This window comes from Streptomyces sp. XH2 (genome assembly GCF_049725035.1).
In the GTDB taxonomy this organism is placed as follows: Bacteria; Actinomycetota; Actinomycetes; order Streptomycetales; family Streptomycetaceae; genus Streptomyces; species Streptomyces roseoverticillatus.
The window spans coordinates 193,786-209,191 of the sequence record NZ_JBMMMZ010000016.1 but is presented as its reverse complement, the minus strand read 5'-3'; the positions used below and the strand labels follow the sequence as shown (position 1 = coordinate 209,191).

General features: G+C 70.0%; 14 protein-coding genes and 1 pseudogene. 14 read left to right on the top strand and 1 reads right to left on the bottom strand.

The genetic code is table 11. The features are described from left to right. Positions 1-1,685: 1,685 nt before the first annotated feature. Positions 1,686-3,290: an ADP-ribosylglycohydrolase family protein gene (locus ACOTKD_RS31185; protein WP_424892360.1), complete on the bottom strand. Its 1,605-nt coding sequence runs from the start codon at positions 3,288-3,290 to the stop codon at positions 1,686-1,688. A gap of 285 nt (positions 3,291-3,575) precedes the next feature. Between ACOTKD_RS31185 and ACOTKD_RS31180 the strand changes: the two genes are divergently transcribed. The 14 genes and pseudogenes from ACOTKD_RS31180 to ACOTKD_RS31115 all read left to right on the top strand — a co-directional run bounded on the left by ACOTKD_RS31180 (position 3,576) and on the right by ACOTKD_RS31115 (position 15,246). Further along, a complete protein-coding gene (locus ACOTKD_RS31180; RefSeq protein ID WP_424892359.1) occupies positions 3,576-4,343 on the top strand; it encodes an RNA ligase family protein in 768 nt (255 codons plus the stop codon). A 73-nt stretch (positions 4,344-4,416) separates the two neighbouring features. After that, a pseudogene (locus ACOTKD_RS31175) lies at positions 4,417-4,770 on the top strand (HU family DNA-binding protein); the annotation flags it as partial. A gap of 106 nt (positions 4,771-4,876) precedes the next feature. Further along, positions 4,877-5,704 (top strand): hypothetical protein, encoded by an 828-nt coding sequence (locus tag ACOTKD_RS31170; protein ID WP_424892358.1) that lies wholly within the window; start codon positions 4,877-4,879, stop codon positions 5,702-5,704. A gap of 40 nt (positions 5,705-5,744) precedes the next feature. Then, positions 5,745-6,530, top strand: coding sequence for a hypothetical protein (locus ACOTKD_RS31165; RefSeq protein WP_424892357.1), 786 nt, complete (start codon positions 5,745-5,747; stop codon positions 6,528-6,530). Between the two features lie 175 nt (positions 6,531-6,705). Further along, complete coding sequence (locus ACOTKD_RS31160) at positions 6,706-7,233, top strand: hypothetical protein (protein WP_424892356.1); 528 nt, start codon at positions 6,706-6,708, stop codon at positions 7,231-7,233. Between the two features lie 65 nt (positions 7,234-7,298). Continuing rightward, positions 7,299-7,832, top strand: a complete 534-nt coding sequence (locus tag ACOTKD_RS31155) for a hypothetical protein (protein WP_424892355.1) — start codon at positions 7,299-7,301, stop codon at positions 7,830-7,832. A gap of 99 nt (positions 7,833-7,931) precedes the next feature. Beyond that, a complete protein-coding gene (locus ACOTKD_RS31150) occupies positions 7,932-8,912 on the top strand; it encodes a hypothetical protein (RefSeq protein WP_424892354.1) in 981 nt (326 codons plus the stop codon). Continuing rightward, positions 8,909-9,373 (top strand): hypothetical protein, encoded by a 465-nt coding sequence (locus ACOTKD_RS31145; RefSeq protein WP_424892353.1) that lies wholly within the window; start codon positions 8,909-8,911, stop codon positions 9,371-9,373. The genes ACOTKD_RS31150 and ACOTKD_RS31145 overlap by 4 nt, the downstream gene beginning before the upstream one ends. A 107-nt stretch (positions 9,374-9,480) precedes the next feature. After that, a complete protein-coding gene (locus ACOTKD_RS31140; RefSeq protein WP_424892352.1) occupies positions 9,481-9,990 on the top strand; it encodes a hypothetical protein in 510 nt (169 codons plus the stop codon). Between the two features lie 314 nt (positions 9,991-10,304). Next, positions 10,305-11,585 carry a hypothetical protein gene (locus ACOTKD_RS31135; protein WP_424892351.1) on the top strand — a complete coding sequence of 427 codons (1,281 nt, stop codon included), beginning with the start codon at positions 10,305-10,307 and terminating at the stop codon, positions 11,583-11,585. A 403-nt stretch (positions 11,586-11,988) separates the two neighbouring features. Then, positions 11,989-12,675, top strand: a complete 687-nt coding sequence (locus ACOTKD_RS31130) for a GNAT family N-acetyltransferase (RefSeq protein WP_424892350.1) — start codon at positions 11,989-11,991, stop codon at positions 12,673-12,675. Between the two features lie 107 nt (positions 12,676-12,782). Next, complete coding sequence (locus ACOTKD_RS31125; RefSeq protein WP_424892349.1) at positions 12,783-13,247, top strand: hypothetical protein; 465 nt, start codon at positions 12,783-12,785, stop codon at positions 13,245-13,247. Between the two features lie 94 nt (positions 13,248-13,341). Next, the gene (locus tag ACOTKD_RS31120) at positions 13,342-13,644 is read left to right on the top strand and encodes a hypothetical protein (RefSeq protein WP_424892348.1); all 303 of its coding nucleotides are present in this window, start codon (positions 13,342-13,344) and stop codon (positions 13,642-13,644) included. A 621-nt stretch (positions 13,645-14,265) separates the two neighbouring features. Further along, the gene (locus ACOTKD_RS31115) at positions 14,266-15,246 is read left to right on the top strand and encodes a DUF4007 family protein (protein WP_424892347.1); all 981 of its coding nucleotides are present in this window, start codon (positions 14,266-14,268) and stop codon (positions 15,244-15,246) included. Positions 15,247-15,406: the final 160 nt, after the last annotated feature.

Below are 15,406 nucleotides of genomic sequence, written 5' to 3'. Positions count from 1 at the left end.
GCTCGGCCCCAACACCCACTTCCAACGTTCGGCTCCCCGGGCAGCCGAACGCCCCGGCGATCCGCTGTTGCATAGCTCGACCATCAGATGTACTTTAGGCGCGCCTGCCCCTGCACGATCCAGGGCCGGCGCGCAAAGAAGCCGGCTATGCCGACCACCCCCGCCCAGACACCAGCCCTCAGAACCTGCTCCGGCCACAGGGCCACCGACAAGGCCTGCACCTCCACCGCCGGCCCGACCAAGGAAGTGACAACGGTGATCCCCGCCGACGCCGAAGACAAGGACCTGACCGTTGAGGACATCGCGGCAACCTACAAGGTCACGGTGACCCAGGTGCACAGCTGGACGTCCATGGAGGGCTTTCCCCCGGGAAGGCCGGCCGGCGTGGCCGGCACCCTCCTGGTGCGCAGCGCCGCAGCCGTGGACGCCTGGCTGGAGCGCAACTTCCGCATCTACTGGGCGCAGGGGCAGGACTCGGATAACCCTCTGGGACTGCCGAAGGGTGGGGACAAGGACCTGCTGTCGCTCGAGGACATTGGCAAGCTCGAGGCCCTGGTGATCGGCCGGAAGGAGCCCGTGCCGGCTACCACCCTGCGGGGCTACATCTCCAAGGGCACCATGCCCCAGCCTGACCGGACACCGGGAGGCGAGAAGTCCAAGGCAGGAGAGCCTGAGGTGACCGACCGGAGGTGGTACCGGTCGACGGTGTACAAGTGGCTCGAACGGCCGCGCCGCGCCAGGAGGCCGAAGGACAGCGCGTCGGCCACGGTGACGGCCCCTGCAGGTGGAGTCGGCACGGAGTCGGCGGTGAGTATGGCGCAAGAGCCCCGAAGTCTGAAGGTCCGTCAGATCGCCTCGAAGTACCTCGTCAGCGAGCCGACGGTCCGCAACTGGGCCAAGACTGACGACTTTCCTCAGTTGCTGCCCGGAACCAAGACCTACGACACAGCCGAGGTGGACAGCTGGGTCCGGCAGCACAAGAAGCGGGCTTGGGCCGCGGCCCAGGAGCAGCTGGTGCTGGCAGCACCCGGTACTGCCGCAGTCGCGCCGGCTGAGGGCGAAGGCACGTCGCCGGCCCCGCCCGCAGGGGGCAAGGGCCGCGCACGGGGCAAGCAGCGCGTCGAGTTGGGCCTTGACGGAATCGCCCAGCGGTTCGGCCAGCCCCTGCCGACCGTGCAGAACTGGGTGCGGGCGGAGGAGAAGCGGGAGGGCGACAAGGTAGTGCGCCCAGCCTTCCCCGAGCCGCTCCGCAGCAGACCACGTGTATGGGATCAGGACGAGGTCGACGCCTGGGTGAAGGTGGCTCGTCCGCACGTGTGGGCGTCGTTCAGCGGTACGGGACCGGTACTGCGCCAGCCGTTGCCTGAAGGCAACCCGCGGGACCTGCTGAATGTGGACGAGTTCGGCGCGATCTGGGGGAACGCGACCCGCGGCGAGCCTATCTCCCGTGACACGATGCACGCTTACCACAACCGTGGGCAGATCCCGTTTGCTGACCGGACTCCGGAGGACAACGAAAAGCCCCAGGTCTTCGCCTATCACTGGTACCGCCAGACGGTGTACGACTTCATCCGTAGCCGGCGCGGGCAAGGGCGCTTCGGCGCCAGGTGGCGGGGTCGGCGGCGCCCCCCCCCTCGCAGGGGGGGGGCCCCGACTCATACCCGGTGTGTCTATGTGAACCGGTCCTACCGTTGCTTGCGCACAACACGGCTGAGGCTCCACGGCCGGGGACGGTGCGGGTGGTATCCGGCAAGCTCGTATACGGCGTCGTGCAGCTCCCAGTGCGCACACAGGGTCCACCGCTGGCCCAGGGCCCGGTAGATCGCCGTCAGGGCCGTGTGCGGGTGCGTACCGAGCAGTGTGCTGTAGACGGCGGCAACGGCCGGGGTACGCGAGCGGCCCGCGACGCAGTGCAGCAGCACCCGCTTGCCCTCCTGGCGCAGCCGGGCGATCTCCCGGGCTGCCTGGTCGAGCACGTAGTGGAGGTTGGCGTTCGCGCCCTGCTTGTCGACCAGCCATACACGCACGTGCTCGACGTCGGTGCCGGAGAGGATGGGGTCCTGGCCCACGCGGCACAGGGACACCACCGCGTCAACCGGGGCGTTGCCCCGGAACTGGGTGAGCGGGAGATTTCCCAGCCGCAGCCCGGGGTCTTCCGGGTGTGCCACGGTGAAGGCTTCTCCCGCGTAAGCGGGGATCGGCACGCGGCGGGCCGAGGGCCAGCCGTCGCGGTCGTCGAATCCCTTCCGGGCCGTCAGGACGGCCAGGCGGATGAGGTCGGGGCCTGTCAGGTTGGGCCACCCGTTCACGGCCTGCTGCCAGACCAGGGGGATGGCTGAGACACCCCAGCGCGCGCCCAGGAGGGCGCCCGTGATCGCGGCGACCGTGTCGGTGTCGTCGCCGGCGCGTACGGCGGCCTCCGTGGCGAGCTGGAAGTGCTGCGCGGGGAACGATCGGTGCTCCGGCGCGTGCTCCGGAACCGGTGTGCGGGTGATGGCCGACCAAGCGGCCTGAAGGGCCGTGACGACGTATCCGTTACGCGGCCAGTGATGCGGCGGGTTGGTCTCGGCCTCGTCCAGCCGCGCGTTCCACAGGTCCTGGCGGTCGGCGGGCAGGAGCTGGACGCCCTGCCGGACGCCATCAAAGGTGCCCTCCAGGACGGCGGTGCGGATACCCGAGCACCACAGGATGCTCGCCTCCACGCACTCGGGGTCGCTGTGGGTCAGAGAGCTGATGCGGGTGGCCGCCGTCACCATGCCGTCGATGTCGTCGAGGTAGGCGAGAGCGACGATCCCGGCACGCATCAGGGATCCGTTGCCCGCGCTGTAGCGGGTGCGCGCAGTGTAGGCGTCGGCCGCCGCCGTCATGGCCTCCCCGGGCGTGCCCGTCTGGCTGCTCGCGGCGGTGCTCAGCACGTTGCGGGTCTGGGACCCGATGTCGCTGGCCCCTTCCTTGCGCCACGTGTGGAAGTTGCGGGCGATCTGGTCGAGGGCGGTGGGGCTGGTCAGATCGGCTCCGCTCGCCGCGACGCTGGCGATGCAGACGTGCATCTGGGTGTCGTCGGAGTACTCGCCCGGCTTGTAGGGGCCCAGTCCACCGCCGATCATGGCGGGCTGCTGGTCGTCGGTGAGTCGACGACCGAACTCGTAGGGGACGCCGAGGGCATCGCCGCATGCGGCGCCGATCAGGACACCGGCGGCCCGGTCCATTGCGTGGGCGTCCAACACTCGGGTGCCGAGGAACTCGGCGGTCGGCGTGGTGTCGGCGGAGGAAGCGACGGATGTCGTCATCACGGGTTTTCTCCCGGGAGTTGAGGCATTCGGGGAAGTCGGGGATAGGCGCGGCGGGGAGGGGGGCGTGAACTCGCCCGACACTCCTGCCCGCTGTCGCTATGTCAGCCTGACACAACACCGAGCACTCGTCAATACGACGAATAGCGTTGCGTACATCTATTTTTGCGTGTAGTGTTCTGGTCGTCGGGTCAGCGAGACCGCCGGTCGGCGACCGACTTCCTTCCTTCATCCGGCCACCGCGCACAGCGGCGCCTGCCCACCTGAACTGGAGCACCCACAGCCATGGTTGACGTGCGCAGCCTCAATCTCGAATCGCTCAATTCGGCCACGAAGTACCCGTCGATCCTCACGTTTCACGAGCGCGCACCGAAGGGCGGTGTCCTGCTCGACACCGCCACCTCCTTCAAGGGCGACGTCGTCCTCACGGAGAAGGTGGACGGCACCAACGCACGGATCATCGTGTTCCCGGACGGGTTCTACGTCATCGGCTCCCGCGAAGAACTGCTGCACGCTCGCGGTGACTTGATCGCGAACCCGAAGGAGGGAGTGGTCGATGCGCTTCGGGCCGTCGCGGACGGCCTGTCCGCCCCCGACAGTGACGTCCGGGTGCTCTACCTGGAGGTCTACGGCGGGAAGATCGGCCCGAATGCCCGTCAGTACACCGGCCAGGGCCGGACCGGCTTCCGGATGTTCGACGCGGCCACGATCCCCGAGGACATCCTCCAGCGCACGCCCGCCGAGGTCTCGGCTTGGCGTGAGCGCGGCGGTCAGGCCTTCTGGGGAGAGAAGCAGCTGCGCGGCCTGTCCGCGTGGGAAGGCATCGAGCTCACCCCGCGTCTCGGGCTGATCCCGGCAGCCGAGGTACCGACCGGCATCGAGGCGATGCGCGACTTCCTCATCTCCCGGCTGCCGGAGACGCAGGTGGCGCTGGACGCCGACGGTGGCCGCCGTCCCGAGGGCATCGTGCTGCGCACGCCGGACCGCACGGTGATCGCCAAGGCGCGCCTGGCGGACTACGAGAAGACCCTCCGCCACTACTCCCGCCTTTGAACCGACAGCGGGGGCGCGCCCTGGCGCGCTCCCGCTGCCCTCCCCCCTCCCCATGAAAGTAAGGAGTCCCAACATGAACAAGGCCCAGCTCGTGGACGCGATCGCGGACAAGCTCGGCGGACGGCAGCAGGCCGCCGCTGCGGTCGACGCGGTCCTGGACGCCATGGTTCGTGCCGTCGTCGCCGGTGAGCGCGTCTCGGTTACCGGCTTCGGCTCCCTGGAAAAGGTCGACCGCCCGGCCCGGTACGCCCGCAACCCGCAGACCGGTGGCCGAGTCCTGGTCAAGAGGCATTCGGCGCTGCGCTTCCGCCCCGGCCGGAGTTTCAAGGACCTGATCAATGGTTTGAAGCATCTGCCGAACGACGGCATCGCCATCAGGAAGACGCCCAAGAACAGTCTGCCCGGCCACGCGGACACGGCCGCCGAGCAGCTTTCCGCCTGACCATCCTGGGCCGGGCCCCGCAGCGGGCCCGGCCGGTCCCCGCCCTCGGCCGGGCACATTCCCGCGCCCGGCCGACGCAGAGAGGCACCTCATGACCTATCTCGTGATCGACGACGGCCGAGTCATCTCGGCCCATACCTCCCTGTCCGCCGCCCGCGCGGCAGAGCCGCCCGGTCTCGGCCCCAGCCGCGAAGCCGGCCCGATACTGATGGGGGAACCTGCCTGGTGGTGCAGGAACCGGCCGGACGGCGGAGCCGCCGAGGTCGGTATCGTCCGCACCCAGGCGACCGCCCTTGGGGTTCGCTTCGAGTTGCGCATGTGCCAGGCACCCGCCGGAACGTGCTCCCACCACCCGTGTGCGCACTACGTCGTCTGGGCCGTCAGCAGTTCCTACGACCTCCTCGGCGAGCTCGCAGCGTTCATGCCCTCGGCCTGGCTCTGGTGCGGGCTGCGCAGCGATGATCCTCGCGGGGACAGCTCCGCATTCCGCATCGAGGCGCAGGCGCTCACCGCCCGGCTGGCCGCGGAGCTGAGACCGGCGCTCCGCGCCGTCGAGGAGCAGCCCGTCGATACGCGAACGCCCCATGCCCGGCACAGGGCCACACAGGACCTCGTCGTGCGTTTCCTGGCCCGGCACTTCGCCGCCGAATCCGAGGCCCCGGGAGTTGTCCGGGTCCGTCCGGTGCTCGACGGCCGGCACCTGCACCTGACGCTGCAACCGCCCGCGCAAGAAGTCGCAGCCCTGTGCGGTGCACGGATTCCTCCACGGCTTGCCGCCGTCGGCACGCACCAGGACGACGTTGACCAGTGCGACCGGTGCTTCGGGCGAGCACCTATCGAGCCGACCCCCGTGCTCACGCCGGCCGAACACGATGCCTGGATGGACTTCATCAGCGCCCCGTCGCCGCCCGGACGGTGAATCACCGCTGCCGGCCACACACAGAAGGGACGCCTTCCCCATGCACGAGACCGTCGAGGCCCTCGTTCCGCGCCCCTACAGTCAGCTGGAACTCCGGCTGCTTCGCCGGGTCTCCTTCACCGCCGCCTACCTGCCGCAGGTGATCGACTTCGTGGTCCGGGACGTGACAGGAAGCGAGTTCCAACACCCTTCCGACCATGAGGCCGCCCAGATCCACCGGCGCCTTGTCCAGTACGCCGCCCACCACCAGCCGGGTGCTCATGAACTCGCGCGCACCATGCTGGATGTCCGCCACGCCGTGAATCTGGTCCGGCACGAGCACTACCGGGCAACGGCCGTCCCCGGGGAGGATCCCGACACCGTCGTCTCCGCCACCCAGGTGCTCGAGCTGGCTGTGGCGGCCGGCCGGGAGCGGGTCCTTCGGGCGCAGGGCGGAGCACTCGTCGTCACCGAGGGCGAGAGCCGCAGCACCGTCTACCGGCCGGTGCCCGAGGCGGAGGCCCGGGCGGTGCAGGTCGCCGCCCGGAGCACCAAGGAGGAAGCGGTCCGTCTTCATGGACGGGTCGTCGAAGTCCTGTCCCCTCACGTGGTGATGGCTGACTGGAGCCGGGACGAGGGGTACGGGGTTGCCGTCGACGTCGTCGGGGAGACGGTCTCGGTGCGGTGGTGGCCGGCCGCCCTGCCCGAGACCCGCGCCCTGTGGGAGCAGGGCGGAATCCGGCAGCTCTGTCAGGCCCTGCTGTCGGCCTCGTTCGCCACGGTCGAGGCGGAGGGGGCTGCACTACACGTCCGATATTGCACCACACGATCTCTACATGTAATGTAGTCATTGCCTGGTTGGGGCGCGCACTACCGCCGTCCGCACGGAACCGGCCTTCTGCGTCCGGCGAGGAGCACTCCACGTGCGCCCCTCCCATCTCGATGCCCCTTAGTCCGACCTCCGCACCGGGTGCTGCCACGCCCGCATCCGGCAGGCCCCGCCTTTCCCACAAGGACCACCGATGACCGACTACGCCAAGAAGTACGCCGAGGCCCTCGACTCCCGCGTCCTCCAGCGCTTCCCTCACTACACCGTCACCAAGAACGCAGAGACCGCACTCTGGGGCTGGGTATCGCTCAAGAGCATGCCCGAGCACCACGTCTGGCTCGCCGCGGTGATGTTCCGCTCGTACAACGGTGACAGCACCCTCAAGGCAGCCCTCGCCCTGGCCGACGACACGGGCCATCTCACCTGGACCCCCAAGGCCATGAGCGACTACCCCACACGCGGCAAGGCGCTGGTGAGCTACTGGCGCTTGGCCGAGAAGAGCGGGTGCGCTGTCGAAGAGCGCGACCGGCTGATCCTCGCGGTGCTGCCGCTGTACGGGGTCGACGCCAACCCCACGGACATCGAGCTGGCCCGAGCCCTGTTCGAGACCACATTGCCCGGCGACGAGTACGGGCGCTCCAGTCGCATCTGGCAGCTGATACATCGGCTGTGCTCCGCCCGCGCCGCGTCGGCCGCTCCCCTCGGCAGTGATGCGCGATGAGCGTGCCTCCAGTCCCTCCGATGTGCGACCACCGGCCCCGGCTTGGCGGCCTGGTGGTCCCGTATGTGTCCTTCGAGCACAACGGAATCGTGGCCCTGGGCAAGCTCGACCCGCACAAGCAGGCCATTGCTTTCGAAAGACGCCTCTGCCAGGTCTGTGAAGGACCCCTGGGAGAACGGCTCTTCGTGGTCGTGCGCCCCGAGGACGTCGACGCCGGATATGCCCCCGAGCCTGGACTGCACCAGCAGTGCCTCCGGTACTCCGAGAAGGCCTGCCCCATGCTGAACGGGACGGCCGAGACCTACCGCGAGAGCGGCGCGTCGTCGCACCCCTCCTTGAGACGCTGCAATGACCCGGCTTGCCTCTGCTCCATCGGCAGGTTCGTCCAACGAGGTCCGGGCCGACCGGCCCGACCGGCACGTGACTGGGATGCCTGGATGCTGCCGCTGGAGCAGTACAAACTCCGCCGGGATGCCGACGGCGCGGCCGTGGGGATCGAGCTGCCGTCCCACCCGCTACGTATCCGCCGCATCCGCCTTTCGCCCGACCGCGCGAAGGCAATTCGGATGGTCGAGGCTCTCCAGGCCCTGGGGCTGTGACCTCCCCGCGCCCCGGGCCGTGCCCGGCGGCGCCTCCATTCGCCCGGCGGGCGGGCCGACTACCCCCGCCCGCCGGGCACCCATCACGACGAGGACATCATGATCGCTACATGCTTCCGTCCATCCGAGATCGATTCCCTGGTCCGCATCGCCGGCACCCTGGCCGATTCCCCGGCAGCTGCCGATCTCTCCCCCACCGACCGTGAACTGGCCGACCGAGCCCGCGCCGCCGTGCTGGCCGAGGCCACCGGCCGACCGAGCACGGCCGTCTCCGCTCTGGTGGGGACACGGCCGGGCGAGCAGGTCTGGCGGCTACGGATCTGGAACCGCCACGAGGACACCACCGCCATCTACTCCACGCCGTCGGGGGCCCTCTCCGAGCTTGCCGCCTACGTGCGCGGCAACTGGGACAACCTCTCCGGCCGGGACGGCATGCCCGAGCAGCCACCGACCAACGACGCCGAGGCCGTGGAGCTCTACTACGGGCCGTCCGGCACCGCGCTGCCGGACGAGGGCTACGACCTGGTCGCCGAAGATGTCATCCGGCCCCGGCGCGCCCACATTGTGCCGCTCGCCTACGCCTTCCCCGAGGCCGCCGAGGCTGCGGCCCTCAACCGCGCCGCAGTCCTCCACCCCGCCGACGACGACGGCCCGCCGTGCATCGAGGTCGCAGGCGTACTCACCTTCGCCTACCTGGACCCCGAGGACGGCACCGTGCGGGTCTCGGTGCACCTCGACGATGCCGACGAGGAGCACATCGTCCGGCCGGACGGCACCGTGCCGCTGCGCGTCCAGGTCGAGGACACCGTCCTGCTCTCCGACAGCCAAGCAAGCGCACCGCATCCGACCGCGCTGGAGGAACTGCTGGCCGGCGCCGACACCGCCCAGAAGGCCGCGATCCACGCGGCGGCGATCTCCACGGGCCTGATGTGGCGCTGCCCGGAGTGCCGGTGGACCAACCCCCGCGCAGCGACGTGCTGCGAGGGCCGTGGCTGCCGCGCTCCGCGGCCCTCCGCGGCCGGGCCGACGGAGAGCTCCCTCGTAGGGGGTTCAGCGCTCACGCTGGAGGGACCGCGATGAGTGGGCAGACCTATCCTCCCGCCGCCCACCACCTCCGTGCCGCTTGCGTGCACCCCGAAGGGCATCTCGCGTCCCGCGTCAGCCGCACGACTCTCCAGGTCTACCTGGACGATGGTCTGGCCTACCGCAACGACGCCGACGGCTACGTCCTGCCCGCGGACATCGCCCAGGCCGACACCGGCGGCCAGCCGTACATCATCACCGGCGCAGGGCGCCGCGCGATCCTGACCGACTCGCAGCGCGCCGCCATCGACTCCGCCGACGACAGCGGCGCCCTGGGGCCGAGGACCGCCTGGCCGACCGTCGACGCGCTCGTCCGGCTCAGGCTGGTCGAGTACCGGGACACCGGGGGCGCCGTACAGCCCAACGACGGCGACGACGGCCGCACCGGCCCCAAGCACCGCCCCTGGCTCACCCGGGCTGGCATCGAAGCCGTCCGCGCCGCCCGGCCAGAGAGCTGACCTCGTACCCCGACGCGGCTTGCCCGGCGCCGGACGTCGCACTGGTGATCAGAAACCCAGTGGGCGTGGGGCGGGCCGGACGCCGAGACCAGCAGAACGGACACACCGTGAGCACCGCTTCCGACCAGACCATTGACGACATCTGGCGCAACCTCGCATTGATGCTGGCCCCGACCTTCGCCGTGCGGGAATGGGCAGAAACGGAGATCCAGGCAGCCCAGCAACGTCACCAGGAGAGCGGCCAGGGACCGATCTGGCGCGCCTTTCCTCTCGTGAAGCCGACCCACGGCCGGCTCCACACCTCCGAGCGGCTCTACCGGGCCCACGCCGCGGAAGTACTCAACCGGGTCGCCGAGGGCAAGAACACCCAGCCCGCAACGGCCGCCGAGATGATCTGCGTCCTCATGGAAAGCAGCCTGCCCGCCCCTCTCAACTCAGCCGCCGCCCACCTCTACATGCGCCTGTTCGCCCAGGTGTTCCCGGAGGACTTCCACCGGCTCATCGCCAGCCCCACCGACCTCGATGCCTACGAGCGGGTCCACGGGGCGGAGGCCGACGCATACGAGTCCGACCTCCAGCGGAAACTCACGCAGACGTGGCGGACGCCGACGGCCTGAGATCCTCCGTTCCGGGGCGCCCGGCGGGACGTCGGGCCTCTCCCAACAGCTCGCAGCGTGCTGCCTCCTTCACTGCCGCCTTCCGCCAAGTGGCGCATCCACGCCGCGGAAGACCTTCTTCCCCTCCCCCCAGGGGGGGGGGGGGGGGGGGGGGGGGCGCGCCCCCCCCCCCCCCAGGGCACGCCCTCCCCCCCCCCCCCCCCGGGGGGGGGGCCCCGGGGGCCCCCCCCCCCCCCGACTCACTTGGCGCAGCCACCATGACCCTGACCCTGTTCGATACCTCCGCGCCGGCCCTTCCTTTGACGCTGCCGCAGGTGGCTTCCGCAGATGCCTTGGCGGCCTTCCGCGCGGCGCGCACCAAGTCGCTCGCCTACGGTCTGGGCGTCGACTCGACGGCCCTGCTCCTGGCGATCCGTGACGATCCCGTGCGCTTCGGGATCGCCGAGGACTTCTCCGACTTCTCTGTAATCACCGCTCTGACCGGCTTCGAGTTTCCTGACACCCTCGCCGACGTCGAGAAGCACATCCTGCCCCTCCTGCGCGCCCGGCGTATCCGGCACGTGCAGGTGGCGCGGGCCGGGCACCGCGAGGGAGCCGGCGTTCAGGTCCTCTCCGACACCACACTGCCCTGGAAGCAATACCGCCGCGGCAGGTGGACCCTCATGGACGAGCTGGAGGCCAACGGTACGGTTCCCCAGTACTCCGGCGGCCACAAGCGCAGCCAGAAGTTCAAGGGTTTCCCGATCGACAGCTTCCAGCTGAGCGAGGCCCGCGGTCAGACCGTCGGCAAGCTCTTCGGGTACAACGCGGACGAGTACAAGCGGGCGGCGAAGGCCGTCAAGCACCAGGCCCGCAAGGACGAGAAGACCGGCTACGCGACCTTCGCCCTCGATTTTCCGCTGATCCGCCTCGGCCTGGACCGTAAGGGCGTCGAGGGGTACGTCAAGGAGCGCACCGGACTGACCATATCTAAATCATATTGCCCAGTATGCCCTTTTTCGGGCGTTTGTTCACCTCAGCCCGACCACCTGAAGCGGCTGCGGAAGTACCCCGACCTCGCCGCCCGCGTGCTCCGGCTGGAGTACGTGTCCATGGCCCTCAACGACAACAGCTCGCTCTACAAGGACGACACACTTTTCCGCCGGGTGAGCGACGACCAGAACATGGATGCTCTCGGCCAGTTCGAGGCACGCCTCAACGAGGAGGATTGGGCGGTCTACCGCGTGCAGAGGGCCTACACCGCCGGCCGCCGACCCGAATGCCGCAAAACCCACGGCGACCGCTGCGCGAAGCCCGAATGCCGCGACAGCAGCATCAAGGGCACCGTCTACCGGTCGGTGAAAACCGTGCGCACCGGGAGCCGCACCGAAGCCGGCGCCTTCCTGCGCAACGCCGCGGCAGCCCTGAACCGGCCCGTTGAGCATTCCACGAGCGCCCATGGACTCGGGATCGACCGCGTCCGCACCCGCACCCGCCCTGACAGCAAGTCCTATGGCACGGTCGAGGACTTCTACACGATCGCCCCGGCCGGCGTCCAGGACAAGGCCCGCGACAGCTTCTCCACCGTCTGGGGCGACATGACCGGCAGCCGGTAGGCGACAACACCGCTTCCCGTAGCAGCGAGACGCGGCCGACTGCGCCCAGCCCCTGGTGAGGAGCACCGGATTGACGGCTGCGCCCTGCGTTCTCACCCACCCGCCGAGCGCGGCGGCTCGCGGATATCGCGGTCCCGGGCGGCCCGAACGCGCGGGGCCTCCCATCCGGAGGAGCCCCGGGCCTGGGCGGAGGTAGAGGCCGCCAAGGACGCCATTGGTGGCAGGTTGACCGCAGCCCATCTCCCAGCAGGACGTGAACGGCACCGGAGGGCAGCCCACCATGGATGCGTTGCACATCTCGGTTCTCGGCTGTAATGTTGTGTCCAGCCGGGGCCGACCGATCGCCGTCCGGCCCCTCCTGCCACCCATGCGCTGAGGCGCAGCGCCTCTTGGGAGTTTTTCCGTGAATGCCACACGTACCTGCCTGCCCGGCCTGCCCGACATCTTCATTCGCGACGCCACGGCATCGGATGCCGATGCCGTCTTGAGGCTGGTCGCCGCTGCAAATCCGGACGACCCCGAAGCGTTCGAGGGTGCCCGCCCAGGGCTGGAGCACCTCCCCGCCGGGCCCCTCTCTCGCACCGCCAACCTGGTCATCCTCGCCGAGGACAGCACGGGAACCCCGCTGGGCGCCCTCATGGGAGGCGCCCCGAGCTGGATCCTGGAGCACCCGGGCGTCAGCCACCCCATCCTGGCGGATTACCTGATCGCGCGGATCGGGATCATCTCTGCCGTGGCGGTGCGCCCTGATCGCCGCGGCGGCGGAGTGGGGACGGCACTCGTCCGGCACGCCGTACGCCGGTTCACCCGTGCCGGATACGGGCTGCTGACTCTCAACTTCGCTCCTCCGCTGGAGGGGTACTACCAGCGCCTCGGGTTCACCACCATGGACAACCTGATCGTGCATATCGGAGGGGGAGTCATGCTCGGCCAGCGGTGGGATGACACGCGGGTGGCCGCCAAGGCGCTGGACCAGTGCACCGAGCTCGCCGCCGTCCCGGGCCTGGATTCCCCGCTCGTCTCGGGCGTCCTGCCGCGCAGCCGGGTTCCAAGGGGTACCTACTTCGACGGCAAGCAGTTGCGCCACTGACCGTCTCGCACGGCCAATGCATTGCAACTCTCGATTTCTGATTGCATTTTAGATGTCGCACGGAGCCGCACGTCGGCCCACTTCCTCTCCCTTCTAGGAGTTCGCCCATGTCAACTGCCGCTGCCTCCGACGTCACCGCCGCGCTCATCGCCTACCGCAAGAGGACTGGCGTCACCTGGCTGACGCTGGTCGACCTCACGTGCGACCTGATGCATCTGGCCCGCTACATGCACACCGACATCGACCGCTGTCTCGGCGGCGACACCGGCGCACGGCTGGACGAACGGGCCCTGACCGCCATGCCGAACGTCGACGCGTCCGTCCGCCCGCTCGCCAACCCCGACGACGCGGAATCCGTCGACCACGGCTTCGACGCCTACGTGCACGCCAGCGACGCAGCCGCAGTTCTCCGCGTGCACATGGCTGAGGACACCCGCATCACCTTCTCGGCCGCCTTGACCAAGCTGCTGGCCGATCTGCGGGCCTATGCCGACTTGCGCGGTCTCGACTTCGCCGACATCACCGATTCGGCCAGAAAGTCGTACGAGGTCGACAAGCGCAAGGCTCAGTAGCCATCCGAAGCCGGGCCGGTCGACACCCACCCAGCACCACAGTGCCGACCGGCCCCCGTTCCCCCACCCGTTCATCCAGAAGGAACCCCTGACCATGAGTACTGTCCTCTCCCCCGCACCGGCCCGTTCGGGCCGCGGCTCGATACGCCAGTTCCTCAACCTGGGCCTTCACCCGGCCACCCGCGCCCCGCTGCTCGACACCAACCTCCTCACCCCGTCCGCCTTCTGCGGGGACTGCGCGCACAGCGTCCTCAAGCAGCACCGCGACGGCGAGGGACGGCTCAAGTGCGGACTCCTGCCCCGCGGCAGCCGCGGGCTGCGAGGGCCCGACCTCCGCGACACCACGCCCGCGTGCACGAAGTACTCGACGCCCGCGCCCCCTCAGCCCGGCGCTTGACCGCGCCCAGCCGCGGCACCCGCCCCGCGCCGTCGGCCGTCCGTACCGCCCGTCGCCCCCACCGCAGCGGGCCCCGCCTCGGCTGCCCGCGGATGGGCGAGCCCCCGCCCGCGGCCCCAGGCGCCACGCCTCGCGCCTCTTCCCAACAGCGTGTGCGGCAGCTGCGGCGCCGGACACACACCGCCAGAGAACGCCCCGTGATCGCTCGTCACCGGCACGCGCCCGAGGCCGCCGAGATCGCCGGCAACCTTCGCACCCGGTCGATCCCACCTTCACTCCGCTCCGCGTCCGCTGGCCCGGCGGACCAGGACGCGGAGGCGGGCTGACCGCTTGCGCGCGGGTTCCGTGACCTCGTACGCGACGACACAGGGCGCGATGCCCTCGCCCGACAAGATGGCCCGGCCCGGTACCGGGACCCGCACAGCGCGATGACCGCCTTCACCGCCGGACACGCGCCACCGGTCGGCTCCTGTGCCCGCGCATCACCGCAGGTTGCCGACCGACGCTCCGAGGCCGTCACCCACGAAACGGCCCACGCCTGGATGCGCAGCGCGCCCCCAGGGAACCGGGAACACGGCCGTGTTCCCGGCACAGCGACCCTCACCCCGGAAAGGGACCTCCGTGCGAACCCTGCCCCCGCTGACCGACTGCATCCCGGCCTTCGGCCGTCATCGCGGATACCCTCCCCGCTACGGATGGCTCAGCAAGGTCCACGCGGCGCTGCTCCACGACCCCGCCTCCATGCGCCGGCCCGACGCACCCGTCGTTCTCGGCGTTGGCAAGAGCATGGTGCCCGCGATGGGCTTTTGGTCCCAGGCATTCGGGCTGGCCCGCCGCGACGGCAACGGCCTCGTTCCCACGCCCCGGGCGCACTGGCTCCTGGACGACGCCCGGGGCGCGGACCCGTTCGTCGAACTCGACGCCAGTTTGTGGCTGCTGCACTGGTGGCTGCTGAGCGCCTCCCCCTGCCTGGTGCCCAGCTGGCGCTACCTCTTCGGGCACGCCGCGTTGAGCCGCTACAGCCGCGCGGAGTTGCAGGGCTACCTCGCGGACGCCGCAGAGAACACGGGCTGGAAGCCCCCGCCCGCTTCTGTCCTCGCCGCCGACCTCAGCTGCCTCATCAGCATGTACGCGCCCGGAGACCAGGCGGCGAACATCGAGGATGGGCTGGCCAACCCGTTCCGCACCCTGCACCTGCTCGAGCCCGGGCTGCCAGCCTCCCCCGCGCGGGACCGCCGTCACCGTGTGACCATCCGGCGAGGCGCCGGGCAGTGCTGTCCCGCCGTGGTCCAGGCGTATGCCAGTTTGGACTTCGCCGCCCGCACCACCGGCTCCACTCCCGGTTCCATCAGCCTCGCCACGCTCGCCTCCGCGTCCCTGGGGCCCGGCCAGCTTCTGCTGACTGGCATCACCGGGCTCCGCCGCGCCCTGCACCAAGTCGCCGCCGGCCACCCGGGCCTGGCCATCGTCGAGTCCGCAGACGGTGAGGAGCTTCTGTCCTACTCGGAACGTCCGGCCCGCCTCGCCGAGCAGCTCCTGGCGACCGCCTACCCCGGCTCCGAACCGGTCGACGGCCACCGGGCGTGGACACGGCTGCTGTAACGGGGCGTGCATCCTTGCCGTCCGAAGCCATGGAACGGCGCCGGGATTCCCTGAAGAGACTGTTCTCCGGGGTATTCCGGCCATGTGATCCTGCTTTTCCGTCAGGATGTGTCGGGTGGCGCGCGCGATGGGGCGGGGGGAGACCAAAGGAAACATTGTT

Coding starts and splice junctions, on each gene's coding strand:
- ACOTKD_RS31180 (WP_424892359.1), top strand. CDS start 3,576: ATGGTTGACGTGCGCAGCCTCAATCTCGAATCGCTCAATTCGGCCACG.
- ACOTKD_RS31125 (WP_424892349.1), top strand. CDS start 12,783: ATGTCAACTGCCGCTGCCTCCGACGTCACCGCCGCGCTCATCGCCTAC.
- ACOTKD_RS31160 (WP_424892356.1), top strand. CDS start 6,706: ATGACCGACTACGCCAAGAAGTACGCCGAGGCCCTCGACTCCCGCGTC.
- ACOTKD_RS31145 (WP_424892353.1), top strand. CDS start 8,909: ATGAGTGGGCAGACCTATCCTCCCGCCGCCCACCACCTCCGTGCCGCT.
- ACOTKD_RS31185 (WP_424892360.1), bottom strand. CDS start 3,290: ATGACGACATCCGTCGCTTCCTCCGCCGACACCACGCCGACCGCCGAG.
- ACOTKD_RS31165 (WP_424892357.1), top strand. CDS start 5,745: ATGCACGAGACCGTCGAGGCCCTCGTTCCGCGCCCCTACAGTCAGCTG.
- ACOTKD_RS31120 (WP_424892348.1), top strand. CDS start 13,342: ATGAGTACTGTCCTCTCCCCCGCACCGGCCCGTTCGGGCCGCGGCTCG.
- ACOTKD_RS31170 (WP_424892358.1), top strand. CDS start 4,877: ATGACCTATCTCGTGATCGACGACGGCCGAGTCATCTCGGCCCATACC.
- ACOTKD_RS31150 (WP_424892354.1), top strand. CDS start 7,932: ATGATCGCTACATGCTTCCGTCCATCCGAGATCGATTCCCTGGTCCGC.